The 24,707-nt window shown below is 64.4% G+C and carries 25 protein-coding genes and 1 pseudogene; 13 read left to right on the forward strand and 13 right to left on the reverse strand.

The window, feature by feature from the left end; all coding sequences use genetic code 11:
- Positions 1 to 75: 75 nt before the first annotated feature.
- Together VA602_RS24350 and VA602_RS24355 are read right to left on the reverse strand one after the other, a co-directional pair.
- Entirely contained in the window at positions 76 to 2,928 is a 2,853-nt protein-coding gene (locus VA602_RS24350) for a winged helix-turn-helix domain-containing protein (protein ID WP_323454570.1), read from the reverse strand.
- Positions 2,929 to 3,843: 915 nt separating this feature from the next.
- Entirely contained in the window at positions 3,844 to 4,584 is a 741-nt protein-coding gene (locus tag VA602_RS24355) for an SDR family oxidoreductase (protein WP_054895048.1), read from the reverse strand.
- 154 nt (positions 4,585 to 4,738) lie between these two features.
- Here VA602_RS24355 and VA602_RS24360 point away from each other — a divergent pair, with 154 nt between their 5' ends.
- Positions 4,739 to 5,629: a LysR family transcriptional regulator gene (locus VA602_RS24360; protein WP_054895047.1), complete on the forward strand. Its 891-nt coding sequence runs from the start codon at positions 4,739 to 4,741 to the stop codon at positions 5,627 to 5,629.
- 155 nt (positions 5,630 to 5,784) lie between these two features.
- Here VA602_RS24360 and VA602_RS24365 read toward each other — a convergent pair whose 3' ends face one another.
- On the reverse strand, positions 5,785 to 6,672 hold the full coding sequence (locus VA602_RS24365; protein ID WP_323454571.1) for a LysR family transcriptional regulator: 888 nt from the start codon (positions 6,670 to 6,672) through the stop codon (positions 5,785 to 5,787).
- 182 nt (positions 6,673 to 6,854) lie between these two features.
- On the opposite strand from VA602_RS24365, the pseudogene VA602_RS24370 reads away from it, so the two are divergent.
- Positions 6,855 to 6,986 (forward strand): annotated as a pseudogene (locus VA602_RS24370) (molybdenum cofactor biosynthesis protein); the annotation flags it as partial.
- Positions 6,987 to 7,055: 69 nt separating this feature from the next.
- On the opposite strand, the gene VA602_RS24375 reads toward VA602_RS24370, so the two are convergent.
- The 3 genes from VA602_RS24375 to VA602_RS24385 form a co-directional block, all read right to left on the reverse strand.
- Complete coding sequence (locus tag VA602_RS24375; RefSeq protein WP_153774400.1) at positions 7,056 to 7,952, reverse strand: bestrophin family protein; 897 nt, start codon at positions 7,950 to 7,952, stop codon at positions 7,056 to 7,058.
- Between the two features lie 21 nt (positions 7,953 to 7,973).
- A complete protein-coding gene (gene moaA / locus VA602_RS24380) occupies positions 7,974 to 8,978 on the reverse strand; it encodes a GTP 3',8-cyclase MoaA (RefSeq protein WP_151924238.1) in 1,005 nt (334 codons plus the stop codon).
- A 144-nt stretch (positions 8,979 to 9,122) separates the two neighbouring features.
- Positions 9,123 to 9,581: an Lrp/AsnC family transcriptional regulator gene (locus VA602_RS24385; protein ID WP_065861420.1), complete on the reverse strand. Its 459-nt coding sequence runs from the start codon at positions 9,579 to 9,581 to the stop codon at positions 9,123 to 9,125.
- A gap of 152 nt (positions 9,582 to 9,733) precedes the next feature.
- Here VA602_RS24385 and VA602_RS24390 point away from each other — a divergent pair, with 152 nt between their 5' ends.
- Positions 9,734 to 10,903: a trans-sulfuration enzyme family protein gene (locus tag VA602_RS24390; protein ID WP_065861421.1), complete on the forward strand. Its 1,170-nt coding sequence runs from the start codon at positions 9,734 to 9,736 to the stop codon at positions 10,901 to 10,903.
- A gap of 54 nt (positions 10,904 to 10,957) precedes the next feature.
- Here VA602_RS24390 and VA602_RS24395 read toward each other — a convergent pair whose 3' ends face one another.
- Positions 10,958 to 11,194: a YdcH family protein gene (locus VA602_RS24395; RefSeq protein WP_054895041.1), complete on the reverse strand. Its 237-nt coding sequence runs from the start codon at positions 11,192 to 11,194 to the stop codon at positions 10,958 to 10,960.
- Between the two features lie 277 nt (positions 11,195 to 11,471).
- On the opposite strand from VA602_RS24395, the gene VA602_RS24400 reads away from it, so the two are divergent.
- The 4 genes from VA602_RS24400 (at position 11,472) to VA602_RS24415 (ending at position 15,641) form a co-directional block, all read left to right on the forward strand.
- Positions 11,472 to 13,109, forward strand: a complete 1,638-nt coding sequence (locus tag VA602_RS24400) for a phosphoethanolamine transferase (protein WP_125930501.1) — start codon at positions 11,472 to 11,474, stop codon at positions 13,107 to 13,109.
- Between the two features lie 103 nt (positions 13,110 to 13,212).
- A complete protein-coding gene (gene rnd, locus VA602_RS24405; protein ID WP_054895050.1) occupies positions 13,213 to 14,346 on the forward strand; it encodes a ribonuclease D in 1,134 nt (377 codons plus the stop codon).
- Entirely contained in the window at positions 14,343 to 14,636 is a 294-nt protein-coding gene (locus tag VA602_RS24410) for a YcgL domain-containing protein (protein ID WP_065861425.1), read from the forward strand. Before rnd ends, VA602_RS24410 begins: the two co-directional genes overlap by 4 nt.
- A 72-nt stretch (positions 14,637 to 14,708) precedes the next feature.
- Positions 14,709 to 15,641 (forward strand): D-2-hydroxyacid dehydrogenase, encoded by a 933-nt coding sequence (locus VA602_RS24415; protein WP_323454572.1) that lies wholly within the window; start codon positions 14,709 to 14,711, stop codon positions 15,639 to 15,641.
- A gap of 54 nt (positions 15,642 to 15,695) precedes the next feature.
- On the opposite strand, the gene VA602_RS24420 is transcribed toward VA602_RS24415, so the two are convergent.
- Positions 15,696 to 16,289 (reverse strand): nitroreductase family protein, encoded by a 594-nt coding sequence (locus VA602_RS24420; RefSeq protein ID WP_054895037.1) that lies wholly within the window; start codon positions 16,287 to 16,289, stop codon positions 15,696 to 15,698.
- A 147-nt stretch (positions 16,290 to 16,436) separates the two neighbouring features.
- Between VA602_RS24420 and VA602_RS24425 the strand changes: the two genes are divergently transcribed.
- On the forward strand, positions 16,437 to 16,886 hold the full coding sequence (locus VA602_RS24425) for a YcgN family cysteine cluster protein (RefSeq protein ID WP_063543654.1): 450 nt from the start codon (positions 16,437 to 16,439) through the stop codon (positions 16,884 to 16,886).
- A gap of 40 nt (positions 16,887 to 16,926) precedes the next feature.
- Positions 16,927 to 18,135: a hypothetical protein gene (locus VA602_RS24430; protein WP_323454573.1), complete on the forward strand. Its 1,209-nt coding sequence runs from the start codon at positions 16,927 to 16,929 to the stop codon at positions 18,133 to 18,135.
- A gap of 101 nt (positions 18,136 to 18,236) precedes the next feature.
- Here the strand turns inward: VA602_RS24430 and VA602_RS24435 are convergent, their stop codons facing one another.
- From VA602_RS24435 to VA602_RS24445, 3 genes are all read right to left on the reverse strand, one after another.
- Positions 18,237 to 18,578 (reverse strand): YgaP family membrane protein, encoded by a 342-nt coding sequence (locus VA602_RS24435; protein ID WP_323454574.1) that lies wholly within the window; start codon positions 18,576 to 18,578, stop codon positions 18,237 to 18,239.
- An 80-nt stretch (positions 18,579 to 18,658) separates the two neighbouring features.
- The gene (locus VA602_RS24440; protein ID WP_054895033.1) at positions 18,659 to 19,129 is read right to left on the reverse strand and encodes an RNA methyltransferase; all 471 of its coding nucleotides are present in this window, start codon (positions 19,127 to 19,129) and stop codon (positions 18,659 to 18,661) included.
- Between the two features lie 73 nt (positions 19,130 to 19,202).
- Positions 19,203 to 19,574 carry a YajD family HNH nuclease gene (locus VA602_RS24445; protein ID WP_063543660.1) on the reverse strand — a complete coding sequence of 124 codons (372 nt, stop codon included), beginning with the start codon at positions 19,572 to 19,574 and terminating at the stop codon, positions 19,203 to 19,205.
- Positions 19,575 to 19,705: 131 nt separating this feature from the next.
- Here VA602_RS24445 and VA602_RS24450 point away from each other — a divergent pair, with 131 nt between their 5' ends.
- Positions 19,706 to 19,975 (forward strand): hypothetical protein, encoded by a 270-nt coding sequence (locus VA602_RS24450; RefSeq protein WP_323454575.1) that lies wholly within the window; start codon positions 19,706 to 19,708, stop codon positions 19,973 to 19,975.
- Here the strand turns inward: VA602_RS24450 and VA602_RS24455 are convergent.
- Both VA602_RS24455 and VA602_RS24460 read right to left on the reverse strand, forming a co-directional pair.
- The gene (locus VA602_RS24455; RefSeq protein ID WP_063543662.1) at positions 19,972 to 20,445 is read right to left on the reverse strand and encodes a cyclic nucleotide-binding domain-containing protein; all 474 of its coding nucleotides are present in this window, start codon (positions 20,443 to 20,445) and stop codon (positions 19,972 to 19,974) included. The genes VA602_RS24450 and VA602_RS24455 overlap by 4 nt on opposite strands.
- Positions 20,446 to 20,543: 98 nt before the next feature.
- Complete coding sequence (locus VA602_RS24460; protein WP_323454576.1) at positions 20,544 to 22,586, reverse strand: S9 family peptidase; 2,043 nt, start codon at positions 22,584 to 22,586, stop codon at positions 20,544 to 20,546.
- A gap of 170 nt (positions 22,587 to 22,756) precedes the next feature.
- Between VA602_RS24460 and VA602_RS24465 the strand changes: the two genes are divergently transcribed.
- The 3 genes from VA602_RS24465 to VA602_RS24475 are packed head-to-tail and all read left to right on the forward strand — an operon-like array spanning position 22,757 to position 24,578.
- Complete coding sequence (locus VA602_RS24465) at positions 22,757 to 23,263, forward strand: hypothetical protein (RefSeq protein WP_054895028.1); 507 nt, start codon at positions 22,757 to 22,759, stop codon at positions 23,261 to 23,263.
- A gap of 16 nt (positions 23,264 to 23,279) precedes the next feature.
- Positions 23,280 to 24,047 carry a class II glutamine amidotransferase gene (locus tag VA602_RS24470; RefSeq protein ID WP_323454577.1) on the forward strand — a complete coding sequence of 256 codons (768 nt, stop codon included), beginning with the start codon at positions 23,280 to 23,282 and terminating at the stop codon, positions 24,045 to 24,047.
- Between the two features lie 9 nt (positions 24,048 to 24,056).
- Positions 24,057 to 24,578: a DUF2937 family protein gene (locus VA602_RS24475; RefSeq protein WP_125930495.1), complete on the forward strand. Its 522-nt coding sequence runs from the start codon at positions 24,057 to 24,059 to the stop codon at positions 24,576 to 24,578.
- The last annotated feature ends 129 nt before the right edge of the window (positions 24,579 to 24,707 follow it).

Genomic DNA, 24,707 nt, shown 5'->3' on the forward strand with positions numbered 1-24,707 from the left:
AAAGGTTCATGGAAGTCTGATCCTAGGCGACCTCGACCTTTGAAACGCACAACCTTGGCAAGTTACAGCAAGGTTTCACGTGTGTGAAAACTGGGTGTTGAACTGGCGTTCCTGGCGACGCTGATCCCAGGCCTGACTGGTGCGCCTGGGGGCTTCCTCCGGTTGGCTGGTCAACTGCGAGAGGGTGGCGGTGATGCGTCCGGCCCAGAAGCGCGCGCCCTGTTCCTGGGCCTCCTGCATGGCCTGGTTGAGCAGCTCCTGGGCTTGCGCCTGGCGTTCGGGCGAATCGGGCCTGGCCAGCAGTTGGGCCTTGATGCGCAACAGCTCGGGGCGGAACCAGCGTTCCTGGCGAGCGGCGGTCACGGCCAGGGTCTGGTCGAGGATCTCGATAGCCAATTGCTCCAGGCCCAGTTGCGCCAGACCTTGGGCGTACTCGCTGCGCACCAGGTTGTACAGCGGGCTGTCGCCGATGGCATGGAGCTGGTCGAGCGCTTCGCCCAGGCCGCGCACGCCGTCTTCGGCATTGCCCTGGCGGATCAGCAGGATGTGCTCGAAGCACCGGACGAACAGGCGCCATACCGGCATCTCGTGGCCCGCCAGGCTCTCTTTGAGACGGGCAAGAAACTCGCGGCTGCGCTTTTCGTGGCCGACCAGCAGGGTGATGGGGATGGCGCTCAGGCTCAGGGTGTACCAGAGGCTGGCCGGGTGATGCTGGGTCAATGCCGCCTCGACGTTGGCCTCGATGGTCAACAGGGCCTGACCGACCTGGCCTTGCAGCAACTGCACCTGGGCCTTGAGCGAGCGCGCGGCGATACCTTGGTCGAAGTGGCTGTCGATGACGTGGGCGCGGGGCATCATCGGGAAACTCAGGGCTTCGCTGATCGCCTGGCGGGCGCCATCGAAGTCGGCCATCTGGAACAGCGGCGTTGCCCGCATGCGCCGGCCGAGCATGCGCCGCTCGAGGATGCCGGTGCGTTCGCTGAGCTGGATGTACTGGTTGGCCAGGTCCAGCGCCTCGGCGTGCTGGTTGCTGCAGCAGTGGTCGTGCCAGAGGCCCCACAGGCCGCGCAGTTCATGCTCGGTGTCGCCGAGGGTGCGGGCGTCTTCGATCACCTGCTGCCAGGCGTCACGGATCGACTGCCCGGCACCGCGGGTCAGGGCCATGACGCTGGCCGAGAGGGTCAGCAAGAGCATGCGCTGGCGGGGTGTGATGGCCTCGAAGCGCAGGCCGCGGTCGACCCAGGCGTGGCATTCGTCGACCCGCGACAGGCGCAGCCACAGCGGCACGCTCATCAGCGTGAGTTCGACGCCGAGACAGGCATCGCCCTGTTCGCTGAAACACCAGCTCAAGGCGCTGCGTACGCTGTCGCTGCCGGGGCTGTGCAGGGCCAGCCAGCTGTCGCTGTCCAGGCGCTCAAGGTCTTGCACCGCGCGGCGTTGTTCCTGGAGGGTGTACTGCGCGTGGCGCTGGGCGATAGCGGCGGTCTCGTCATGCAGGGCCAGCTGCTGCGCCGCATACACGCGGGCCGTGTGGTGCAGGCGGTAGCGCTTGATCGGTTGCGCCCCGGCGGCCACCAGCAGCGACTTGTCCATCAGGCTTTCCACCAGCCAGGCAGCGTCCTGGAAAGGGCCTGGCTGGACCTCGACCACCGCCTTGGCGGCGGCGAGGGTGAAGCTGCCGGTGAACACCGACAACTGACGGAACATCGCCTGCTCCTGGGTGCACAGCAGCGCGTGGCTCCACTCCAGCGAGGCTTGCAGGGTGCGGTGGCGGGGCAGGGCGGTACGCCGGCCGGCCATCTGCAGGCGGAAGTCGCCATCGAGCAGCTCGACCAGATAGGCCAGGCCAAAGGCGCGTACGTGGCTGGCGGCGATCTCGATGGCCAGGGGATTGCCGTCGAGGGTACGGCACAGTGCGAGCGCCGCCGGCACGTCGGTATCGCTGAAGGCAAAGTCCGTGTCGTGCGCAGCGGCGCGCTCGGCGAACAACTGGACGGCCGGGCTGAGCAGGGCCTGGGCGGCGCACAGTACGTGATCGTTTGCGGGGCAGGGCAGCGGCGCGACCTCGTGCACGCATTCGCCTTCGGCGTGCAGGGCTTCGCGGCTGGTGACCAGGATATGGCAGCCCGGCGCCTGTTGCAGCAGGGCTTCGACCAGGGTCGCGGTGGCTTCGAGCACGTGGTCGCAGTTGTCCAGGATCAGCAGGTGGCGGGCTTCGTCGAACAGGGCGGCGATCAGCGCCACGGCGTCTTGTGCGGTGCTGTCGATGCCCAGCGCCGCCGCCACCAGGTCGGCGACGCAGGCAGGCTGGTCAGCCTCCGTGAGGTCGACGAAGGTGCGCCCCTCGCTGAAGTCTTCGGCCATGGCGTGGGCGAGTGTCAGCGCCAGGGTGGTCTTGCCGATGCCGCCGGTGCCGGTGAGGGTGAGCAGGCGGCGGCTGCGCAGGGTTTCGGTCAGGGTCTGGCAAATGTCGTCGCGGCCGATGACGCTGCTGCCAAGGCTCGGCAGGTCGTTGCCGGGTTTCGTAGCAAGCAAAGGTTGCGGCGCCATTTCACGGATGGTCACCGGAGCCACGAAGCGGTACCCGCGGCCCGGTACGGTGACGATGTAGGTGAAGTCTCCTTCTTCGCCAAGCACTCGGCGCAGGGTGGTCATTTGCGCGCGCAGGTTGCATTCCTCGACGATGACCTTGGGCCAGACCAGCGCCAGCAGCTCGTTCTTCTCCAACAGCTCGCCGGTTCGGCTCGCCAGCGTGACCAGCAGTTGCAGCGCACGGCTGCCCAACTGCACCAGTTCCCCGTCCTTGAACAGCAGATGCTGCTGGGGGTAGAGCACGAAGGACCCAAAGCACAGGGCGTTTTCCGGATCAGGGGTATCCAGAGCGTCCAAGGCGACAATCTTTCCGGGCTTGGTCTTGGTCAGGGGCATGATTAAACCTTTATGAATGAGTTAGTTATTGGCGGTCTTGAAGGGCGCCTTTGTTGTTTCACATGTTCAGGATAAACAGCACGATCCGACGTAAGGTCTGTCTCGGTGGCACGGGCGAACTTCGACAGCCAATGGCCATTCGCTTGTCATTGTTCGCTCATCTTTCGCAAGGCACGTCGCGGAAGGACTCCGCAGCGGATCAAATTCTGGCAAGTACCGTGCCATGGATCCAATGATCATCTGGTAACGGGCGTCCTTGAACTTTCGCGAAACGATGCGTATTGCCGGGGTCGGTCGTTGTTTTATTCGGGATTCCGAATGTTTCATTCGTATGACGTTCGGGTTGCCGAATGAGCGAGGCCGTGGACGTGCTTTGCAGGACGAAGACGGCGCATGGAGGCTTTGTAAATCGCGGGCTGTACGGTTCATGACGGTGTGTGCTGAGAAAAAACGAACAGCGCCTGGCGGTTCCCCGCCATACCTGCAAGGGACATTAAGTGTGTGCTCTATGCACGGCCGCGGCGCGATTCATTGTTGGGTGGGGATAAACTGACCCTCCTGTGGAGACTATTTAGAACATCCTTTTGTGTCGTTTATTAGTTGGCGGTAATCCGCCATCGCGAAGTTTGTGAACACCTTCGCAGTTGTCATCTTTGTCATGAAACAAATGGCGGGTTTGCGGTAGGGTTTGCGGTCGCCTTTCGTATACAGTCAGGCGCACGAAATTTGTTATCGACTGTTTTTATTGGGAAAGTTCGGAAGTTTCGAGTCATTGCTCGAAAACATTGCGCGGGCCATCATTTTTTTGCACCACAACAGGCCGTGGCGATAAACCGCCACGCATGACAGCACCCCGGGGGCCGGGGTGCAGAAAAGGCGGGAAGATCAGGGGCGTGGGGCGGCGTTATCGGCTGTTCAGGCCACGCCACCGTTGGCGCGCAGGATCTGGCCGTTGACCCAGCCGCTGTCAGGGCCGGCGAGGAAGGCGACGACACCGGCGATATCCTCTGGCTGGCCCAAGCGGCCCAGGGGTGGTGCCTGGGTGGCGGCCTGGATCTGCTCGGGCGTCTTGTCGGCCAGGAACAGTTCGGTTTCCACCGGGCCCGGGGCCACGGCATTGACGGTGATGTTGCGACCGCGCAGTTCCTTGGCGAACACCTGGGTGAAGGCCTCTACCGCGGCCTTGGTGCCGTTGTAGATGGCGTAGCCTGGCATTTTCAGGGCCAGCGTGGTGCTGGTCAGGTTGATGATGCGCCCGCCGTCGTTCAGCCGTGTCGCGGCAGCGCGCAGGGTGTTGAACACGCCTTGGGTGTTGATCGCGAAGTTGCGGGCGTACAGCTCGTCGCTGGTCTGCGCCAGGGGCGCGACCTTGAGGATGCCGGCGTTGTTGACCAGCACATCGATGCGACCCAGTTGCCGCTCGATGGTGTCGAACAGGGTCTGTACCTGGCCTGCACTGGACACATCGGCCTTGAGGGCGATGGCCTTGCCGCCGGCCTGGCGGATCTCGGCCACCAGCGCATCGGCTTCGGCATCGTTGCTGGCGTAGTTGATCGCCACGGCGAAGCCGTCACGGCTGAGGCGGCGGGCGATGGCGGCACCGATGCCGCGCGAGGCGCCGGTGATCAGGGCTACGGAAGAGGTCATGCTGGGCATCCTTCTGAGTGGGTGTGGGAAGGAGTGTGGACTGTTGGCGAAAAAAGATAATTGCGCGGCAAGTGCGATCAGTGTTCCATTTGCTTTAATTATCGACTTGGCGTCTTTCCCTTGCGAAGCAAGCGTAGCCGCCACCCTCCAGGAGAACCCGTCCATGGATCGCTTCCAGGAAATGCAGGTGTTCGTGCGTATCGCCGAGCGCGGCAGTTTTTCCCAGGCCGCCGAGGACCTGCAGATCCCGCGGGCCACCGTCACCAACCTGATCAAGCGCCTGGAGCAGCGCCTCGGCGTGCGCCTGCTCGAGCGCACCACCCGGCATGTGCGCATGACCCACGATGGCGAGGCCTACTACCACCGATGCGTGCGCCTGTTGCTGGACCTCGAGGAGACCGAAAGCGCCTTTCGCAACGCCCCTCCCAAGGGCCTGCTGCGGGTCAACCTGCAGGGCACCCTGGCCAAGCATTTCGTCATGCCGGCGCTGGGTGGGTTCCTGGCGCAGTACCCGGACATCACCCTGCACATCGGTGAGGACGACCGACTGGTCGATCTGGTGCGCGAAGGGGTGGATTGCGTGCTGCGGGCGGGCCTGCTGCAGGATTCGTCGTTGATCGGCCGACAGGTCGCCAGCCTTGAACAGGTGACCGTGGCAAGCCCCGAGTACCTCGCGCAGCACGGCACGCCCGCCACGCTGGACGACTTGCAGCAGCATTTCGCGGTGGATTACCTGTCCAGCGCCACCGGGCGGGCGGTGCCCCTGGAGTTCAGGGTCGGTCGTGAGGTGGTGGAGCGTTTGTTGCCTGCGAGGGTTTCGGTGACCGGCGTTGACCTGTACACCGGCGCGGCGCTCTCGGGGCTGGGAATCGTTCAGGTACCACGCTACCGGATTGTCCATGAACTGGCGGCCGGCAGCCTGCGCGAATTGTTGCCGGACTGCCCGCCACCGCCGATGCCGGTGTCGGTGGTGTACCCACAGAGTCGACAACTGTCGGCGCGGGTGCGGGTGTTTTCGCAGTGGTTGGCGGCGCAGTTGGGGCAAGGTCGCTGACCGGGTGACGGGTGCTGAGGGGATAAGCCGGCACGGCGCGCGTTTACGGGCTGAACCCCCCAACGGCTGAAGTCGTCACCATGCCCCACCTGCGTACCCTTGCCCGCGGCAGTCTGCTTCTCGGCACCCTTGGCCTGGCCAAGCGCTGAGCAGCCTCAGCCTGCGCTGAACAGTGCCCGCGCTTCGTCGAAGCACTGTTCGGCGATGGCCGAGCGCGGTTCGCTGCGGCGCAGCAGCAGGCCCACCGGGCTGTGAATGCTGGCGTCGGCCACCGGGATGATGCGCAGGTGTTCGCTCAGATCTTCCAGGCCGCAGTCCAGCGGCATCACCGCGCAGCAGATGCCGGCGTTCAGTGCCTGGATCAGTTGGAAGGTCGAGTCGCTTTCCAGCACGGCCTGGGGCTCCAGGCCGCGGCTGCGAAAGCTCAGGTCCAGCGACTGGCGGTAGTGCATGCCTTTGCTCAGCAGGCCCAGCGGCAGGCCGTCGAGTTCTTCCCAACGCAGTTGCTCGGTGTCGAACTGGAAGTGCCGGGTGTCGTGCAGCAGGCCCATGGTGGTGATACCCAGCTCGACCACCTCGAAGAAATTGACATTGACCTGGTCGAGGTAGCAGATGCCCAGGTCGAGCTGGTTGCGGCTCAGGCCGTCGATGATCTGCTCCGAACTCAGCGAGCTCAGCTGGAAGTGCAGTTCGGGGTATTTCTCGCGCAGCGGCAGCAGCAGTTCCATCGGGTTGAAGCTGGCCAGCGGCACGGTGCCCAGGCGCAGGCTGCCGACCACCTGGCCGCGGCAACTGGCAGCCTCGGCCTGTAGGCCGTCGTGGGCGGCGAGCAGAGTCTTGGCCCAGGCCAGGATGCGCTCGCCGGCTTCGGTGAACCCCTCGAAACGCTGGCCGCGCTTGACCAGCACCAGGTCGAGCTCGTCCTCCAGGTTGCGCAGGCGCATCGACAGGGTCGGCTGGGTGATGTGGCACAGCGCGGCGGCCTGGCCGAAGTGGCGGGTCTGGTCGAGGGCGATGAGGAACTTGAGCTGCTTGATGTCCATGGTTCGGCCTGGCGATAGAGGGTGTTGATCGGACGGTACGTCGTATCGATTGGACGCATGCGCCCCAGGGTTCTAGCGTGACGCAAAATCCCCCTTGGAGACAAACCCCGTGAGTGTCAAACCGGATGCGGTATTCGTACCGCTCAATATCGCCGTGCTGACGGTCAGCGATACCCGTACTTTTGCCGGGCTCGACCGGCGCCTGCCGCACCGCGTGGGAGGGCATTCTGGTGGAGCAACTGGATGCGCGGCATCGGCCGTGCAACTTCGTGCCGCACCTGAAGGCGGTGGGGGCGTGTGAGAGTCGGGGTTGATCGTTAGCGGTGTGTTGGTCTGGCGGGCCTCTTCGCGGGCAAGCCCGCTCCTACAGGAGAGGGCTTGCTTCAGCTCAACACATGCTTCACCGGCTCCAGCACCGGTGGCAGCGGCTCGCCCAGCGCCGACAGCACATCGCGCTCCAGCGTGCGCACCATGGCGTCGGTGGGCAGGTCGTTCTCGTCGCGGCCGAACGGATCCTCCAGCTCGTTGCCGATCGCATCCAGGCCAAGGAAGGTGTAGCTGACGATGGTGGTGAACAGCGGCGCCAGCCAGCCCAGCGGTTGGGCCAGGGCGAACGGCAGCAGCAGGCAGAAGATGTAGATGGTGCGGTGCAGCAGCAGGGTATAGGGGAACGGTAGCGGCGTGCCCTTGATCCGCTCGCAGGTCGCCTGCACCTCGGATAGCCCCAGCAGACGTTGCTCGAGCAGGGTGTAGCGGAATTCGCTGATGTGCTGCTGTTCGGCCAGTCGCGCACAGTGCGCGCCGATTACGCGCAGGATGCCGTCGCAGACATTGTGCTCGGTGACGACTGCGCCCTCGGCTAGCCAGGGCCTTGCGGCGTGCAGTTCGTCCTCGTTGCGCAGGCGCGCGTTCAGCGCATGGGCAAAGCCGCACAGGCTGCGCAGCAGCTCACGTCGCAGGGCCGGATCTGCGATCACCACGCTTTCGCGGATGAACGAGCGGGTCTCGATGATCATCCGTCCCCAGGCCTTGCGCCCCTCCCACCAGCGGTCGTAGCAGGCGTTGTTGCGAAAGCTCATGAAGATCGACAGCGACAACCCGAGCAGGGTGAAGGGCGTGGCGCTGACCGGGTAGAACAGCGCCGGGTAACGTCGCTCGACCAGCACGATCAGGGCTGCCAGCAAGGTCACCATCAGGCAGCGCAGGGCGATGCGCTTGACGATCGAGCCGCGCAGGGTGAACAGCATGCGCAGCATGTCGGTGTTGGAATGGACGATCAAGGCGGTTCCAGAGACGGCCGATCAGCCGCCGGTCATGTTCATGAAACGCAGGATCTGCACCTCGCCACCCACCTCGAAGTGATGGCGGTAGGGCTTGAGGTGCACGGCCTCGCGAATCGCTTGCTCCAGGCGCTCGCTGTCACCGGGATGGCTGCGCAGGACCTGCTTGAGGTCCATCGAGTGCTCGTTGCCCAGGCACAGCAGCAAGCGGCCTTCGACGGTCAGGCGCACGCGATTGCAGGTGGCGCAGAAGTTGTGGCTGTGCGGCGAGATGAAGCCGACCCGCGTCTGCGGCGCTTCGGCCAGGCGCCAGTAGCGGGCCGGGCCTTGTGAGGATTCGGCCGATTCGATCAGGGTGAAGTGCGGCTCCAGGCGCTCGCGCACATCGTCGCTGGAGTAGAACGACTCGCCACGCTCGTGCTCGCTGATCACGCCCAGGGGCATTTCCTCGATGAAGGTGATGTCCAGTTCGCGGTCGATGGCAAAGCGCACCAGGTCGACGATTTCATCGTCATTGCGACCCTTGAGCACCACGCAGTTGAGCTTGGTGCGGCGGAAGCCTGCCTGGCGCGCAGCGTCGATGCCGGCGATCACCTGGGCCAGGTCGCCGGTGCGGGTCAGGGCCTTGAAGCGTTGTGCATCGAGGCTGTCGAGGCTGATGTTCAGGCGTGTGACGCCGGCGTCGAACAGCGGTTGGGCCAGGCGGCCAAGCTGCGAGCCATTGCTGGTCATGCATAGCTCGCGCAGGCCGGGCAGGGCGGCGATGCGCCCGCACAGGTCGACGATGCCCTGGCGTACCAGCGGCTCGCCCCCGGTCAGGCGGATCTTGCGGGTGCCCAGTGCGACAAAACGTTCGGCGACCTGGTAGAGCTCTTCGAGGCTGAGGATCTGCTGGCGGGGCAGGAACTGCATGTCTTCGGCCATGCAGTAGACGCAGCGGAAGTCGCAGCGGTCGGTCACCGACATTCGCAGGTAGTCGATTTTCCGGTTGAAACCGTCGATCAGGGCCTGGCTGCTGTGTTCCACGTTCGCGCTCGGAAGGGTGGGATGGGGGTAATGTCCACGCTATAACCTGCAGGCACGGGCGTCAAATTGCTTTGCCCGACTGTTTGATAGGTCTGGTCTATCAAGCGATCAGTGAGCGCGCATCAGACCGCTACTGCGACCTTCTCACCGATACACCGGAAACGCCGTGGTGTACTTGATCTGTTCCATAGCAAAGCTGGAGGTGATGTTCGATAGCCCGTCGGTGCTGGTGATCAGCTTCTTGTAGAAGCGGTCGTAGGCAGCGATGTCGCTGACCACCACCCGCAGCATGTAGTCCCAGTCGCCGGACATGCGATAGAACTCCATCACTTCCTCGAAGCCTGTCACGGTTCTGGCGAAATGCTCGAGCCAGGCGCTGTCGTGGCGCTGGGTCTTGAGCTGGACGAACACGCTCAGGCCGAGGTTGATGCGCTCGGGGTCGAGCAGGGCGACGCGGCCGCGGATATAGCCTTCGTCTTCCAGGCGCTTGACCCGTTTCCAGCAGGGCGTGGTGGTCAGGTTGACCGCCTCGGCCAGGTCCTTGAGGGAGATCGAGGCGTCGCGCTGGAGCAGGGTGAGGATGTGCTGGTCGAAACTGTCCATGGCGATAGGGGGCGGCTTTGCAGAAAAAGTTTCTCGAGAGTAGCTCAATCGGGGAATCGCTTGCTACGCCCGGCGCCGTTGCAGCGGGTCGGACCGGGATATGCGATAGTGGCGGTTTTCTACCTGACCCCCTTCAGTCAACGGATCCGACCATGGCCGAAAAACCGCGCAATTTCGCCACCCGCACCATCCACGCCGGCGAGCAGTCCAGCGTCGCCGACAACGCTATCTTCCCGGCCATCGTCACCTCCAGCTCGTTCATCAAGCGCGGCCTGGACGACAATCCCGAATACGCCTACAGCCGTGTTTCCAACCCCACCCGCCACGCCTATGAAACCTGCGTCGCAGCCCTGGAAGAGGGTGTCGGTGCGGTTGCCTGCGCGTCGGGCGTGAGTGCCACCGCCACGGTGCTCGAACTGCTGCCCAAGGATGCCCACGTGGTAGTGATGAATGGCGTCTATGGCGGCACCTTCCGCCTGATGGAGGACTACCGGGCACACACCTCCGGGCTGACCACCACCTATGTCGACCTCAACGACCTGGACGCCGTCGCCGCAGCGATCCGTCCGAATACGAAGATGATCTGGCTGGAGTCGCCGACCAACCCGCTGCTGCACCTGGTGGACATCAAGCCGCTGTGCGACCTGGCCCGCGAGCGCGGCATCCTCACCTGCATCGACAACACCTTCTGCTCGCCATGGAACCAGCAGCCGATCACCTTGGGGGTGGACCTGGTGATGCACTCGGCGAGCAAATACATCGGCGGCCATTCCGACCTGACCGGCGGGGTGGTGGTGGCGGGCAATCATGAACTGCTGGCGCGCCTGCGCAAGATCAGCATGGCGGTGGGCGCGATCCAAGGGCCGTTCGACTGCTACCTGGCCCTGCGCGGCCTGAAGACCCTCGATGTGCGCATGGAGCGCCAGAGCGCCAACGCCCTGCGCGTGGCGCAGTACCTGGAGCAGCACCCGCAGGTCGAGCAGGTGTTCTACCCCGGGCTTGCGAGCCATCCGCAGCATGCGCTGTGCCAGCGCCAGATGCGCACTGGTGGGGCGGTGGTGGCGCTGCGTGTTAAGGGTGACCGGGCGGCGGTCAACCGCCTGGTCGAGGCGCTGTCGATCTTCGTCCTCGCCGACTCGCTGGGCGGTGTGGAGAGCATGATCAACCATTCCTGGACCATGTCGCACAACTCGCTCAGCCCGCAGCAGAAGGGCGTGATGGGCATCAGCGAGAACCTGGTGCGCTTGTCGATGGGGATCGAGGATTACCGCGACCTGATCGACGACCTCGAGGCGGGGTTGCAGGCGGCGGCCTCTGCGTAACGGCGGCTGACGCCATCGCGGGCTTGCCCCACGATGGCATTGCAACGAACGACCTCAACCCTTGGGCGGATGAATGATCCGTTCGATCTTGTCCTTGATCAGCAGACGTTCCTTGCGCAGGCGGTTGACCGCCTCGTCGTTGGTGCCGTTGCCTTCGGCGGCCAGCACTTCCTTGTCCTTGGCGTTGTATTCCTTGTGCAGCTTGTGCAGGTCCTGATCCTTGTCGATCAGGGCCTGGAACTTGTCTTCGGTAATGTGCAGGTCGGCTAGCAGATCGTGCGGGACTGGCATCTCTTCACCTCTGTTTCAGGGGTTGGTAAATATCCTGATCCTTCAGGATAGCTGCCTTTGCCGACAGCGGGAGCGGTTCGCCGGATGAGGCGGCAGCGTCGCCACGCTGCTGAATGGCAGCTGAATGAACTTTAATTAATCATGAAAGACGCATCACAACCGATTGTTGGCATCTTTTTCACAAAAAATTGATGCTACGCTTTCTACAGTTCGGCCAACTTCCCAAGGTGCCCGCCCGGGTACGCCTGGTCGCTTCTAAACTCTGATTGCGAACGCCATGTTGAAAATCAAATCACTGCGGACCGAGTGGGTCACGCTGCTGGCCAGCCTTTACCTGTTGATCGGCCTCAATCTGTTCCTGTGGGAGCATCTGGAGACCATCCTGCCCCCCGGCATGGTTGGGCTGTGGCTAGGCCTGGCGTTTGCCGTACTGATGTTGTTCGCCTTCAACCTGATATTGACGTTGTTGGCCTTCAAGTATGTATTGAAACCGGTATTGATTGTGCTGTTCATGAGTGGCGCCGGTGTCGCCTACTTCATGAATCAATATGGCGTACTTATTGATGCCGGCATGTTCCGCAATGTCGCCGAAACCAATATCGAGGAAGTGCGTGACTTGCTGTCGTTGAAGTTTGCACTCTATATGCTGGGGTTGGGCGTCGTGCCGTCGTTGTTGCTCTGGAAGGCACGCATTGCCTACCGCCCCTGGCACCGCGAACTGCTGGGCAAGCTCATCGTCAGCGGCGCCTGCGTCGCAGCCCTGGGCTCGATCGGGCTGGTCAATTACCAGGGCCTGTCGTCGCTGTTTCGCAATCACCACGAACTGCACTTGATGCTCACCCCGAGCAATATCGTCGGGGCGTCGTTCAGCTATGCCAGCGAAAAGCTCGGCAGCGCTGCCAAACCCTTCCAGAAATACGGCGAAGATGCCCATCGCGATGCCGCCTGGCAGAAGCACGAGCGCAAGTCGCTGACCGTGCTGGTGGTGGGTGAAAGCGCCCGCGCCGAGAACTTCGGTGTGCTGGGTTATGGCCGCGATACCACGCCACGCCTGTCGAAGGAGGCTGGCCTGCTGGGCTTTACCGATGTGCATTCGTGCGGGACCGAGACGGCCGTGTCGGTGCCTTGCATGTTCTCCGGCATGGCACGCAAGGACTACGACCCGAGCCTGGCCAGCCGCCGCGAGGGCCTGCTCGATATCCTCGGGCGTGCCGGCATCGAGGTGCAGTGGCGCGATAACCAGTCAGGCTGCAAAGGCACCTGCGATCGATTCAACTACGTCAACCTCACCAGCGCCAAGGACCCGGTCCTGTGCGCCGATGGCGAGTGCCACGACCAGATCCTGCTGCAGAACCTCGATGCGCTGCTCGACAGCCTCGACAAGGATACCGTGCTGGTGCTGCACCAGATGGGCAGCCATGGCCCTGACTACTACAAGCGTTACCCGGCAGGCTTCGAGCACTTCACTCCGGTGTGCCGCAGCAATGCCCTGAACCAGTGCAGCCAGCAGGACATCGTCAACAGCTACGACAACACGCTGGTCTACACCGACGAGGTGCTGGCGTCGCTGATCGACACCCTGCGCAAGCACCAGGACAAGGTCGACACCGCCATGATCTACCTCTCCGACCATGGCGAGTCGCTGGGCGAATACAACCTGTTCCTGCATGGCACCCCTTACATGCTCGCCCCGGACCAGCAGAAACACATCCCGCTGCTGGCCTGGTTCTCCGACAGCTACCGCCAGGACTTCGCCGTCGATACCGACTGTCTGTCGAAGATGCGTGACACGCCGCTGAGCCAGGACAACCTGTTCCACTCGATGCTCGGCCTGCTGCAGGTGCGCACCGAGGTGTACCAGCAGTCGCTGGACATGTTTGCGGGGTGTCGCCCCTGGTTGACGGCCAGGAACTGATCGCGCGCCAGCGCTACCGCTGATCGCCACCATGGATGGCCCGGGTTTCACGAGCAGTGCCCGCGCCGTATATACTGCGCGCCAATGTTTGTGGGAGAGCCTTGTGGCCATCGAAATACACTGGATCCGTGACGACCAGACCCTGGCCGAACTCTGCCGGAAGTGGCGTACGCTGCCGTTCGTGGCCGTCGACACCGAATTCATGCGGGTCGATACCTTCTATCCCAAGGCTGGCCTGGTGCAGGTCGGCGATGGCCAAAGCGCCTACCTGATCGACCCCCTGCTGATCCGCGATTGGCAGCCGCTGGGCGAATTGCTCGAAGACAGCGGCGTGGTCAAGGTACTGCACGCCTGCAGCGAAGACCTCGAAGTCCTGCTGCGCCTGACCGGCAAGCTGCCGCAGCCGCTGTTCGACACGCAGTTGGCCGCGGGCTACCTGAATATCGGTTTCTCGATGGGCTATTCGCGTCTGGTCCAGGACGTGCTGGGCATCGAGTTGCCCAAGGGCGAGACGCGCTCCGACTGGTTGCAGCGTCCGCTGTCCGAAACCCAGGTCAGCTACGCCGCCGAAGATGCCGTGCACCTGGCCGAGCTGTTTACCGCGCTGCGTCCGCGCCTGTCGGATGACAAGTACGCCTGGGTGCTGGAGGACGGCGCCGAGCTGGTGGCGCAAATGCGCCGTGAAGTCGAGCCCGAAACCCTTTACCGCGACGTCAAGCTGGCCTGGAAGCTCGGCCCGCAGCAGTTGGCGGTGCTGCGTGAGCTGTGCGCCTGGCGCGAGCGTGAAGCGCGCAGCCGCGATGTACCGCGCAGCCGGATCCTCAAGGAGCACTCGCTGTGGCCCATGGCCAAGGGTCAGCCCGACAGCCTGTCGGCGCTGGCCAAGATCGAGGAGATGCACCCGCGCACCATCCGCCAGGACGGCGAAACGCTGCTCAAGCTGATCAAGAACGCCGCCAGCCAGCCTGCCGAGCAATGGCCCGCGGTGCTGCCCGAGCCGCTGCCGATCGAAGCCGCCGGCATTCTCAAGCGCCTGCGCGCCATCGGCCAGGCCGAAGGCGAGCGCCTGCAGATCGCCCCTGAGCTGATGCTGCGCAAGAAGGCCCTGGAAGCCCTGCTCAAGAGCGGCTACCCCAATGGCCCCTATCAATTGCCCGATTCGCTGCGCGGCTGGCGCCGTGAGCGGATGGGCCAGGCCCTGCTGGATGATCTGGCAGGCGCCGGAGAGACTCGATGAAACGTATCTGCTCGATCTACAAAAGCCCGCGCAAGCGCGAGATGTACCTGTATGTGCTCAAGGCCGAGGGCCTGGAGCGCGTGCCCGAGGGCCTGCTGCCGTTCTTCGGTACGCCGGTGCATGCCTTCGACCTGGTGCTGACCCCCGAGCGCAAGCTGGCTCGCGAGGACATCGTCAAGGTGTTGGAGAACCTCGACAACCAGGGTTATCACCTGCAGATGCCGCCACCGGACGACGACTACATCGAGCACCTGCCCGAAGAGCTGCTGCGGCGCAACGATCCGGCCTGAGCCGGGCGCGAACCCTATCAACAGGCGGCCCTCGACGGGCCGCTTTCGTCGTTCTGCAAGGTTGTCATCGAGATGCGCGTTCTGATCGCTGAACAGGATCATGCCCTTTACGCTCGCCTGCTGGGCGAGCTGGCACCGGACCTGGAGGTCCTGACCAGTGGCGATTCCGCCGAATTGTCGCGCCACGCCCCTGAATGCCCGATCTGGCTGGGCGAGCCGCACCTGGTCGCCAGCCTGCTGCGCCAGGGCCACAAGCCGGCCTGGATGCAGTCGACCTGGGCGGGTATCACGCCGCTGCTGGCCGACGGCCTGCCGCGTGACTATCGCCTGACCCGTGCGGTGGGCATTTTCGGCCAGGTCATGGCCGAGTACATGCTGACCTACATGCTGGTCCACGAGCGCGATGTGCTGGCGCGCCTGGTCAGCCAGGTGGAGCGGCGCTGGGACGGCCGCCCGGGCAACAGCCTGGAAGGGCGCAAGGTGCTGATCGTCGGCACCGGCGACATCGGCCAGCGGGTTGCCGAGTTCCTGCTGCCGTTTGGCGTGACCCTGTATGGCGTGGCCAGCAGCCCGCGCGAGCAGGCGCCGTTCGTCGAAGTGGCGGGGCTGGATGCGTTGCCGCGGCTGGCCGGTGAGGTCGATTACGTGCTCAACCTGCTGCCGGATACCCCGGCCACCCATGACCTGTACGATGCCGCGCTGTTCCAGTGCTTCAAGCCGACCGCGCTGTTCATCAACGCCGGGCGTGGTGTGGCGGTGGTCGATGCCGACCTGGTCGAGGCACTCAAGAGCGGGCACCTGGCGGGTGCCGTGATCGATGTCTGCCGCCAGGAGCCGTTGCCCCAGCGCCATCCGTTCTGGACCGCCTGGGGGCTGCTGCTGACCGGCCACAGTTCGGCACCGACCTCGCCGGTGGCGATGGTGCGCTTGTTCGTCGAGAACGTCCGGGCCTATGCGGCGGGGCAGGGGTTGCGCGGGGAAGTGGATTTCTCGCGCGGGTATTGAGGTGCTTCTGCTGGCCCTATCGCAGGCTTGTCCTGCGATAGGGCCAGCCCAGTCTTAGAGACTGAAATCACCCTCGGCTGCCAACTCGCTCAGCGGTCGACGCGGGCTCGGCACTTCACGGGCCTGCAGTGCTTCGATCAGGCTGGCCTTGTCGCCCAGCTTGCCGATCGCCACCATCGCGTGCAGCACATAACCTTCGGGGATCTTCAGTTCCTTGCGCGCCAGCTCCTGGTCGAACCCGGCCATGCCATGGGTGTGCCAGCCGCTGATGCTCGCCTGCAGCGCCAGGTGGCCCCAGGCCGAACCTGTATCGAAGGTGTGCCACAGGGCCGGCGTTTCTTCGCTGGCGCCAGGGGCGGTGAAGGTGGTCTTGGAGAGGATCAGCACCAGCGCCGAGGCCTGCTGCGCCCAGCTGCGGTTGAACGGCACCAGGAATTCCAGGAAGCGCTCCCAGTTCGGCGTGTCGCGGCGGGCATAGAGGAAGCGCCAGGGTTGTGAGTTGTAGGCCGATGGCGCCCAGCGCGCGGCTTCGAGGAAGCTCAGCAGGGTTTCTTCGCTGATCGGCTCCGCGTTGAACGCACGGGGCGACCAGCGGTTGATGAACTGCTCGTTGATGGCATAGTCGGCGATGCGGGGATTGGCGCTCATGCGGGCTCCTGCGAAAGGAAGAGGGAAAGCCTGAACGCTACTGCGTCCGCTCGGCACTGACAAGCGGTATGGCATTGCGTCGGGCCAGGCTCTAGACTGGCGCCGCCGCGCGCCGCGGCCTTCAAAGTAATTGCAGGAAAACGTGTGATGATCGCCGACCCCGCGCCCTTCTGGCGGCGCAAGACCCTCGACCAGCTCGATCCGCAGGAATGGGAGTCGCTCTGCGACGGCTGCGGGCTATGCTGCCTGCAAAAGCTCGAAGACGAGGATGACAACAGCATCTATTACACGCGTATCGCCTGCAAACTGCTGGACATGAATACCTGCCAGTGCAGCGACTACCCCAACCGCTTCGAGCAGGTGCCCGACTGCATCCAGCTCACGCCAGGCAAGGCCGACCAGTTCAAATGGCTGCCGACCACCTGTGGCTATCGCCTGGTCAGCGAGGGCAAGGACCTGCCGGCCTGGCACCACTTGGTCTGCGGTGACCGTGAGCAGGTCCATGAGCAGCGCATTTCCCAGTCCGGGCGGATGCTCAGCGAGAACGATGTCGACGAAGACGACTGGGAAGACCACCTGATATTTCGCGCCGGCTGATCCGCCTGGCCTGCGCCTCTGGGGAACAAGGAGTTTCTGTATGCGTCGCCCGTTGTTGTTGCTACTGGCCCTGTCGGCCAGCTTCCCGACCTGGGCGAAGAAGGTCGATCTGGATTACCAGGTGCGCCTGCTGCCCCAGACGGGCCAGGCCGAGGTGCGCCTGACCCTGGCCGAGGGCACGCCGGTGCGCAGCCTGGACTTCGACCTGGGCAGGCAGGGCGCCTACAGCGATTTCAAGGCGGACGGCCATTGGCAGGTGCAGCAGGACCGTGGCGTCTGGCACCCCGGAGCAGGCAAGAGCAGCCTCAGCTACCGCGTGCAGCTCGATGTGAAGCCCCATGGCAGCGCGCATGAAGCACGCATCACGCCGCATTGGGCATTGTTTCGCGGCGATCAGCTCGTGCCCCCGGCCCGTCTCGATCAGCAGGATGGCACCGAGTTGGTGACACGCCTGGCCTTCGAGCTGCCGTCGGGCTGGCAGAGTGTCGAGACGGCCTGGCCGCGCATCGGCAAGCAGAAATTCCGTATCGACAACGTCTCGCGCCTGTTCGATCGCCCCACTGGCTGGATACTCGCCGGCAACCTCGGCAGCCGCCGCGCACGCCTGGGGGATACCGAGGTGACGGTCGCCGCACCGCAGGGGCAGGGCATGCGGCGCATGGATACCCTCACCCTGATGACCTTCGTCTGGCCGCAGTTGCAGGCGGTGTTCCCGCGCAATCCGCCCAAGCTGCTGGTGGTCGGTGCCCGCGACGACATGTGGCGCGGTGCGCGTGCCTCGCGCAACTCGCTGTACCTGCACAGCACACGCCCACTGATCAGCGAGAGCGGCAGCAGCCCGCTGCTGCGCGAGCTGGTGCAACTGTTTGCGCAGATCGACGACCGTGATCGCAGTGACTGGCTGGGCGAGAGCCTGACCGACTACTACGCCATCGAAGTGCTGCGCCGCGCCGGTGGCATCAGCGATGATCGCTACCAGGCGCTGCAGGTGCGGTTGCAGAAGGACGGCGCCAAGGTCAAGACCCTTCGCACCGAGCAGGCCGACGCAATGCAGGTGGCCAGGGGGGTGCTATTGCTGCAGGCGCTCGACCGCGAGATTCGCCTGCACAGCCACAACAAGCGATCGCTGGACGACGTCACGCGCGCGCTGATGCGCATGGCCAGTGTCAGCACGGAGGAATTCATCCAGATCAGCGAGAGCGTGCTGGGGCGCGAGTCCGAGGTGCTGGAGAGCAAGTTGTTGCGTTGAGCCGGTGGTGACTTCTTCGCGGGCAAGCCCGCTCCCACAGGTTCAGCGGTGTTTTCGAGATCTGTGGGAGCGGGCTTGCCCGCGAAGAGGCCACCGCCGATTCAGACCCCAGCCAACGGATCCTTACCGGTCACCGTCACCGTGCGGGTCGCCGCCTCGGCGCTGGCCTTGAGTGCCTTCAACTCAGCTGCCCCGCGTTCGATATCGGCATGCAACCGGCGGTACTCCGCGCGATGCTTGTGGAACCAGGCCTTGGTCGCGCAATGGCCCTTGATGCCGCGGGCCAGGGCCATGCCGCCCACCGCTACCTGCAACAAGCCGATCAGCCCGCCGTGGCGCATCCCTTTGCTGATCATCAGGGCACCGCCTGCCAGTGAGCTGACGCGCTCCCAGCCCTGGACGTTGTGGTCATGCCTGTCTGACGCCGAATGGATATCGAGCATGGGTAGGTCTCCTTGTGGGTTGGTACATCAGCTGACCTTGGAGGCTGCCCCGGCGTTCAGTGCAATTACCCTGATCCCCGTTACTTGAACTTGGGCCCGGAGCGAGTATTCAGGCCCTTTGCCAGCCGGTCATACAGCACCACGTTGACCGTCGCGGCCAGGTTCATGCAGCCCTGGGTGGGGATGTAGATGGTTTCTTCGCACCAGGCGCGCACGCTTTCGTCGAGGCTGCCGTCCTCCGGGCCGAAGATGTAGATCGCCCGATCCGGATGGGTGTATTCGGGGAGTGGCCGTGCGCCGTCGACCAGCTCCACTGCCACTGGCGTACAGCCCAGCGGGATGATGCGCTGCAGGTCGTCGATGCCGATCAGCGGGATGTCGTAGTGCACCCGCTTGGTGTCGGTGACGAAGTCGCGGGCGCGCTCGTAGCGTTTGCCGGTGTAGAACACCGAGTTGACGCCGTAGCAGCCCGCCGCACGCATCACCGAGCCTACGTTTTCAGCGGATTTTGGGTTGAACAGGCCGATGCAGCTGTACCGTTTGTTCGCCACGAGTCGGGGCCCTTCGCAAAAAAAGAGCGCGATTATACGGGCTAGCCGACGCCGTGGGCGGATGAATCGACGGTCAGTCCTTCTTCATCAGGGCGGCCAGGCCGGCGAAGGGGTTGTGCGTGGCGACATTGGTTTTCGGCGTGCTCAGCGAGCCTTCGCCGAAATACTGCTGGTCGGTGTAGCGCGAATGCTCGTTGTCGTGGCAGTACAGGCACAGCAACTCCCAGTTGGAGCCGTCCTGGGGGTTGTTGTCGTGGTTGTGGTCGCGGTGGTGCACGGTCAGTTCCGACAGGCGCTTGCCGGAGAACTCGCGGGCGCAGCGCCCGCAGACGTGCGGATACATCTTCAGTGCCTTGTCGCGGTAGCCCATTTCCTTGTCGCGCTTGGCGTCGGCGAGGATGCGGTCGAGGCGGGCGGTGGCTGCGGAGTTGGAGGGCGAGCTCATGGTGTTACCTTTTTCGTTATCAGGGCAATGACGGTTATGCATCGAGTCTAGCGCGCCTGCGGGCCCGGCGGACAGGCAAAAGCACGCAATTGGGCGTAGCCTGTAGGCAGGTTCCGGACGGGAGGTTACCGATGTTGCCTGTGATCCTTGCCACGCTGCTCCTGCTTGCCGCCCCGCTGGCTGATGCCGCCGGGCAGCCTTCGGGAAGCATCACTCCGGTGCCAGGTGCACCGGGTACGCCGACGCCCACGCCCTATCCGCAGATTACCCCGAGCACACCACCGAAGGCCGGCAGCAGCCAGCCCGGCGCGCCGTTGCTGCCGCCAATGCCGTTGCCTGGGCCGCCAAAGGACCAGCCGTTGCCAGGGCTGTCCCAGGACCCACCGAAAAAGACCGACTAGACCTGTTGCGAGAGGCGCTGGCCGTCTTGCATCCGCAAGCGCTTCGACAGCGCCACGGCCAGGGCGCGGATGATCCGCGCGGCGATGCGCGGGGCGTCGTTGAGCATCTTGTCCAGCGAGTCCTTGCCCAGCGTCAGCAACTGGCAATCACTGGCCGCCACGCAACTGGCCGAGCGCCGTTCGCCGTCGAGCACGGCCATTTCGCCGAAAGCCCGGCCCTTGCGCAAGGTCGCGATCTCGACTTGCTGGCCGTTGCCGTCGGTCTTGCGCACCGACACCACGCCGCGGTGCAGGATGCACATGAAGGTGCCGGCGTCGCCTTCGGCGAAGATGGTCTGGCCCTCGGTCATCGCCGTGATGGCGAAATAACCGGCGACGGCCTGGAAGTCGCTGGGCTGCAGGCTGTCGAACAAGCCGCAGTCCATGAGCATGTCGCGGATTTCGGCGCTGAGGAGGCTTGGGTCGGGCATGTGTTGTTCTTCGTGTCGTCCGGTATTTGAGAGCTTCCACATACCCTGTGGGAGAGGCCACGGGTATGCGAGAACTCTATGACAACAAGAAACGCGATTTACACCACGCCCAGCTCATTGAAGACGAATGCATATTCCAGGGCCACGTCCTTCAGCCCCTGGTAGCGCCCGCTCATGCCGCCGTGGCCGGCGCCCATTTCGGTCTTGAGCAGCAACAGGTTGTCGTCGGTCTTGCAGGTGCGCAGGCGCGCCACCCACTTGGCCGCCTCCCAGTACTGCACGCGACTGTCGTTGTAGCCGGCCACCACCAAGATGGCCGGGTAAGCCTGGGCCTTGACGTTCTCGTAGGGGGCATAGGCCTTGATACGTGCGTACACCTCAGGCTCCTCGGGGTTGCCCCACTCGTCATACTCGGTGACGGTCAGCGGCAGCTCGGGGTCGAGCATGGTGTTGAGCACATCGACGAAAGGCACCTCGGCGATGGCGCAGCGGAACAGCTCAGGGCGCTGGTTGAGCACTGCGCCCATCAGCAGGCCGCCGGCACTGCCGCCGCTGATCGCCAGTTGCTCGGTGCGGGTGACGCCTTGGGCGATCAGGTGTTCGGCGCAGGCGATGAAGTCGTCGAAGCTGTTCTGCTTGTGCTCCTGCTTGCCGGCCCGGTACCAGGCCTCACCCAGCTCGCCGCCGCCGCGCACATGGGCGATGGCAAAGGCCACGCCGCGCTCGAGCAGGCTCAGGCGGGCGTGGGAAAACCAGGGGTCGAGGCTCTCGCCATAGGCGCCGTAGCCGTAGAGGTACAGCGGCACCTCGCGGTCCAGGTCCTGACGGCGGCGCACCAGGCTGATCGGCACCTGGGTACCGTCCTTGGCGGTCGCCCACAGGCGTTGGCTGACGTAGTCGTCGGCATCGAAGCGACCGAGTACCGGGGTCTGCTTGAGCACCTGCTGCTCACCACTGGCCAGCTCCAGTTGGCGGACCTGGGCCGGCCGGTTGAGCGCTTCGTAGCGCAGACGGATGCGTGTGCTGGAGAACTCCAGGCTGTCCTGCACGTAGAGGCTGTAGGCGGCGTCGGGCAGTTCGACGCGATAGGCCGGCAGGCCCTGGGGGCGGACTTCGATGATCGGCAGGCCGCCCTCACGCAGGCTCAGTGACAGCGCCGAGGCGTTCAGGCTCAGGCCTTCGAGCATGATGTCGTCACGGTGCGGCACCAGCACCTGCCATTGTGCGCGGCTGGGCACCAGGTCGGCCGGGGCGTGGAACAGGGCGAAGTTGATGCCGTCCTGGTTGCTGCGGATGAACCAGCGCCACTGGCCGTCGAGCTGGCCGTGGTCGGGGAAGTATTCGTGGCCCTCGACCCGCGGCGCCAGGCAGGTGAAGTCGGCCTGTGGCGTGGCGGCATCGAGCACCCAGGCTTCGCTGGTGGTCTTGCTGTTGAGCAGCAGCACCAGCTGGCGTTCGGAACTTGCGCGGTAGCAGTGCAGGAAGAAACGCCCGTCCGGCTCTTCGAACACGGTGCTCGCGTCGGTTTCACCCAATGTGTGGCGGCGCAGGCGCCACGGGCGGTGGGTGTCGTCCAGTTCGGCGAAGAACAGCGTGCGGCTGTCGTTGGCCCAGGTCAGGCTGCCGTCGCAGTCGTCGAAGGGCAGGGTGGCGACGCTGCCGCTGTCCAGGTCCTTGACGTACAGGGTGTAGACCTCGTCGCCGCTGGTGTCGAGGCTGTAGGCCAGCAGGCGATGGTCGGGGCTGACATTGAATGCGCCCAGGGCGAGGAAGCCGCCGTTGGCCAGGGCGTTGGGGTCGAGCAGCAGTTGCTCGGCGCTTTCGTCGACGCGGTTGCTGTCATCGGCCGGGCGCGGGCAGCGGTAGTGGCGCGGGTATTCGTCGCCCGCCGTGGTGCGGGTGTAGTAGAGGTAGGGGCCCCAGGGGGAGGGGAGCGACAGGTCGGTTTCGAGGATGCGGCCCTTGATCTCTTCGAACAGCTGTTCGCGCAGCTCGGCCTGGTCGGCGAGGCAGGCTTGCTGGTAGGTGTTTTCCTGCTCCAGGTAGGCCAGCACTTCTGGGGCGTCGCGCTCCTGCAGCCAGGCGTAGGGATCGGCGGCTTGGGCAGGGCGGGCGATGGGGGGCTTGGGTCTGGTATGCATGGGATGTCCGTGGTCTGGTGGCGTCTGTGCCGGTCTCTTCGCGAGGATCGCAGGTCCGTAGGCGCGGGCTTGCCCGCGAAGAGGCCGCTTAGGCTTCAAGAGGGAAGAGGCGCCTGTGCCCGTAAAAGTGTTTATCATAGGCATCTCTTTGCCTGCCTTGCACGGACACCATGATCGAACAAGACTACACACTGGCCTGGGGCCTCTACGCTGTCGCCGCCCTGGGTTGCCTGCTGGTGGCCTTCAAGCTGACCGGCTGGATGTGGCGCTGGCTGCGCGAGCCGCTGCGGGTGATCGTTGCCGTGCTGCTGTTCACCCCCACCATTGTCGATCCGGTCAAGGACAGCTTTGCCCCGGCCGTTGCCATTACCGCCCTGGACCTGGCGTTCAAGGTGGGCAACAACGCCTGGCGCGCGGCCTCGGACCTGGCGATGTACGGCATGATCGCCTTCGGCCTTTACCTGCTGTTCGTGCTGGTGCGCTGGCCACTGGAAAAACGGGCTGGTGAGCGCCGCGAGAAGGCCGAGGCCGCCGCCAAGCGCCAGGCGGCCGAAGACGATGCGGTGATGGCCGACGCGCCCGTCGCCGATCGTCGTGATCGCTACCGTGAAGAGCCCCCTGCCGCCCCGGTGCGTCGCCCGGGCAATGGTGGCGGCCGCGTCGAGCCACGGATCTAGGACGGAGCCCTCGCCAATGTGTGAATTGCTGGGCATGAGTGCCAATGTCCCCACCGATATCGTCTTCAGCTTCACCGGCCTGATGCAGCGTGGCGGGCGTACCGGTCCGCACCGCGACGGCTGGGGCATCGCCTTCTACGAAGGGCGTGGCCTGCGCCTGTTCCAGGACCCGGCCGCGAGCAGCGAGTCGGAGGTGGCCAACCTGGTGCAGCGTTACCCGATCAAGAGCGAAGTGGTTATTGGTCATATCCGCCAGGCCAACGTCGGCAAGGTCTGCCTGTCCAATACCCACCCCTTCGTGCGTGAGCTCTGGGGGCGCAACTGGTGCTTCGCGCACAATGGCCAGCTCGCTGATTTCAGTGGCGAGAAGACGTTCTACCGCCCGGTCGGCGACACCGACAGCGAGGCGGCCTTCTGCGACCTGCTCAACCGCGTGCGTGCGGCATTCCCTGAACCGGTGGAGGTCGAGGCGCTGCTGCCGGTGCTGGTCGAGGTCTGCGCCGGGTATCGTGCGAAGGGCGTGTTCAACTGCTTGCTCAGCGACGGCGACTGGCTGTTCTGCTTCTGTTCGACCAAGCTGGTACATATCACCCGGCGCGCGCCTTTTGGTGCTGCACGGTTGAAAGATGTCGACCTGATCGTGGATTTTCAATCGGAAACCACGCCCAATGACGTGGTCACGGTGATCGCCACCGAGGCCCTGACCGAAAACGAGACCTGGCAGCGTTACGAGCCCGGTCAATGGGCCCTGTGGCGGCACGGCGAGTGCGTCGCCAAAGGCTAAGGACAGAGCATGTTCAGAAGTTACCTGCGGTTGCTGCTGTTCACTTTCGGCCTGTTGGCCGGTGTCCAGGTGCCCGGCCTGGTCAAGGACTATAGCCAGCGGGTCGAGGCCCACATGCTCGAGTCGCGCGAAGCGCTGGCGGGCTTCCAGGAAACTGCCGAGCGCTTCTTCAACGGCGACCTGCAGGCATTGGTGCGCCATTACCGCACCAGTGACGACCCGGTGTTCAACAGTGACGCCAACAGCATCGAAAGCCTGGTGATTCGCAACCAGTTGCTGGAAAACGAATGGCAGGCGCTGCAAGGCAGTTGGGCCAGCCGCAGTTGGCATGTGCTGGTGCAGGCCGATCCGCAGCTGCGTGAAGAGACGCTCAAGGGCTACAGCTACCAGATCCTGCTGGTGCCCGAGGCGATCGGCTGGGGGATCGCCAGCGGCTTCCTGCTGGCGTTCCTGGTCGAGAGCCTGTTGCTGGGAATCGGCTGGGTGATCCTGGGCGGGCGGCGCCGGGCGGTGAAGGAAAGCTGGCGCTAGATTGCAGCTATTTTGTTGCCGGGGCGGGCCTCATCGCGGGACGAGTCTCAGCGGCGAACCGCCGCTCTCACAGTGTTGGACCTTCGGGAGCTACTGTCCTGTTCAAAATCTAAAGGCCAGCTCAATCCC

Source organism: Pseudomonas machongensis (genome assembly GCF_034961125.1).
Taxonomy (GTDB): Bacteria; Pseudomonadota; Gammaproteobacteria; order Pseudomonadales; family Pseudomonadaceae; genus Aquipseudomonas; species Aquipseudomonas machongensis.

Bases quoted from the DNA above. Each gene is read 5' to 3' on its own strand.
- VA602_RS24425 (WP_063543654.1), top strand. From the start codon at position 16,437: ATGATCGCCGACCCCGCGCCCTTCTGGCGGCGCAAGACCCTCGACCAG.
- VA602_RS24445 (WP_063543660.1), bottom strand. From the start codon at position 19,574: ATGAGCTCGCCCTCCAACTCCGCAGCCACCGCCCGCCTCGACCGCATC.
- VA602_RS24460 (WP_323454576.1), bottom strand. From the start codon at position 22,586: ATGCATACCAGACCCAAGCCCCCCATCGCCCGCCCTGCCCAAGCCGCC.
- VA602_RS24395 (WP_054895041.1), bottom strand. From the start codon at position 11,194: ATGCCAGTCCCGCACGATCTGCTAGCCGACCTGCACATTACCGAAGAC.
- VA602_RS24430 (WP_323454573.1), top strand. From the start codon at position 16,927: ATGCGTCGCCCGTTGTTGTTGCTACTGGCCCTGTCGGCCAGCTTCCCG.
- VA602_RS24390 (WP_065861421.1), top strand. From the start codon at position 9,734: ATGGCCGAAAAACCGCGCAATTTCGCCACCCGCACCATCCACGCCGGC.
- VA602_RS24475 (WP_125930495.1), top strand. From the start codon at position 24,057: ATGTTCAGAAGTTACCTGCGGTTGCTGCTGTTCACTTTCGGCCTGTTG.
- VA602_RS24415 (WP_323454572.1), top strand. From the start codon at position 14,709: ATGCGCGTTCTGATCGCTGAACAGGATCATGCCCTTTACGCTCGCCTG.
- VA602_RS24385 (WP_065861420.1), bottom strand. From the start codon at position 9,581: ATGGACAGTTTCGACCAGCACATCCTCACCCTGCTCCAGCGCGACGCC.
- VA602_RS24420 (WP_054895037.1), bottom strand. From the start codon at position 16,289: ATGAGCGCCAATCCCCGCATCGCCGACTATGCCATCAACGAGCAGTTC.
- VA602_RS24455 (WP_063543662.1), bottom strand. From the start codon at position 20,445: ATGCCCGACCCAAGCCTCCTCAGCGCCGAAATCCGCGACATGCTCATG.
- VA602_RS24465 (WP_054895028.1), top strand. From the start codon at position 22,757: ATGATCGAACAAGACTACACACTGGCCTGGGGCCTCTACGCTGTCGCC.
- VA602_RS24410 (WP_065861425.1), top strand. From the start codon at position 14,343: ATGAAACGTATCTGCTCGATCTACAAAAGCCCGCGCAAGCGCGAGATG.
- VA602_RS24365 (WP_323454571.1), bottom strand. From the start codon at position 6,672: ATGGACATCAAGCAGCTCAAGTTCCTCATCGCCCTCGACCAGACCCGC.
- VA602_RS24355 (WP_054895048.1), bottom strand. From the start codon at position 4,584: ATGCCCAGCATGACCTCTTCCGTAGCCCTGATCACCGGCGCCTCGCGC.
- VA602_RS24470 (WP_323454577.1), top strand. From the start codon at position 23,280: ATGTGTGAATTGCTGGGCATGAGTGCCAATGTCCCCACCGATATCGTC.
- VA602_RS24350 (WP_323454570.1), bottom strand. From the start codon at position 2,928: ATGCCCCTGACCAAGACCAAGCCCGGAAAGATTGTCGCCTTGGACGCT.
- VA602_RS24450 (WP_323454575.1), top strand. From the start codon at position 19,706: ATGTTGCCTGTGATCCTTGCCACGCTGCTCCTGCTTGCCGCCCCGCTG.
- VA602_RS24360 (WP_054895047.1), top strand. From the start codon at position 4,739: ATGGATCGCTTCCAGGAAATGCAGGTGTTCGTGCGTATCGCCGAGCGC.
- VA602_RS24400 (WP_125930501.1), top strand. From the start codon at position 11,472: ATGTTGAAAATCAAATCACTGCGGACCGAGTGGGTCACGCTGCTGGCC.
- VA602_RS24435 (WP_323454574.1), bottom strand. From the start codon at position 18,578: ATGCTCGATATCCATTCGGCGTCAGACAGGCATGACCACAACGTCCAG.